The 861-nt window shown below is 61.8% G+C and carries 1 protein-coding gene; it reads left to right on the top strand.

Annotated features, from left to right (window positions below; translation table 11 throughout):
* On the top strand, positions 1–861 hold an 861-nt coding region (locus RX972_RS29025), incomplete at both ends, for a transposase (protein WP_316880725.1).

The following is an 861-nucleotide window of genomic DNA, read 5'->3' as shown; positions in this document are numbered from 1 at the left end:
CTTCCATGCCATGCAGGCCGTCAACATGGACGGCCACAAGCTCGACGTGTTCGTGCGCCTGCACGACGGCCGCATCACCCGCGTCCAGTTACTCGGCCTGCAGGACCTCTACTCTGGAACGATCCTCGCCTGGCGCATCTCGGAAACCGAGAACAAGGAACCCGTCCGCCTCCTCATCGGCGACATGGCGCAACGCCACGGCATCCCCGAAAAAATCTGGCTCGACAACGGGCGCGCCTTCGCCTCGAAGTGGATTTCCGGTCGCATTCCGAACCGCTACCGGTTCACCATCCGCGACGAGGACCCGCAGGGCATCCTCGTTTCGCTCGGCATCCAGCCGATGTGGACAAAACCTTATAGCGGTCAGTCGAAACCGATCGAACGCGCCTGGCGCGATCTCGCCGACAACATCGCCAAGCACCCGTTCTGCGCAGGTGCCTATACCGGTAACAGCCCAGAGGCGAAGCCCGAGAATTACGGCAATGCCGCTATCCCCATCGACGAGTTTCGCGGCCACGTCGCGCGCGAGATCGAAGAGCACAATACCCGCTCCGGTCGCCAGTCCGCAGCCTGCTCGGGGCGCTCGTTCCTGGAGACCTTCAAGGCCAGCCTAGCCGAACCGGCATCCATCGTGCGTTGGCCAACCGAGGCGCAGCGTTACCTTTGGCTGCTCGCCGCCGAAAAAGTCACCGCCCAGCGAGGCTCGGGAGAAATCCACTTCTATGAAAATCGGTACTGGTCCGTCGAACTGAACGCCCATGCTGGCCAGAAGGTCATCGTTCGTTTCGACCCCGACCGCCTGCAGGACAACATCAAGGTCTACACGCTCGATGACCGGTTGATCTGCACTGCAGCCTGTAT

It is taken from the genome of Pseudomonas syringae group sp. J309-1, assembly GCF_032582135.1.
Classification (GTDB): Bacteria; Pseudomonadota; Gammaproteobacteria; order Pseudomonadales; family Pseudomonadaceae; genus Aquipseudomonas; species Aquipseudomonas quasicaspiana.
The sequence above is the reverse complement of the archived record's forward strand: the minus strand, read 5'-3'. Positions and strand labels throughout refer to the sequence as shown.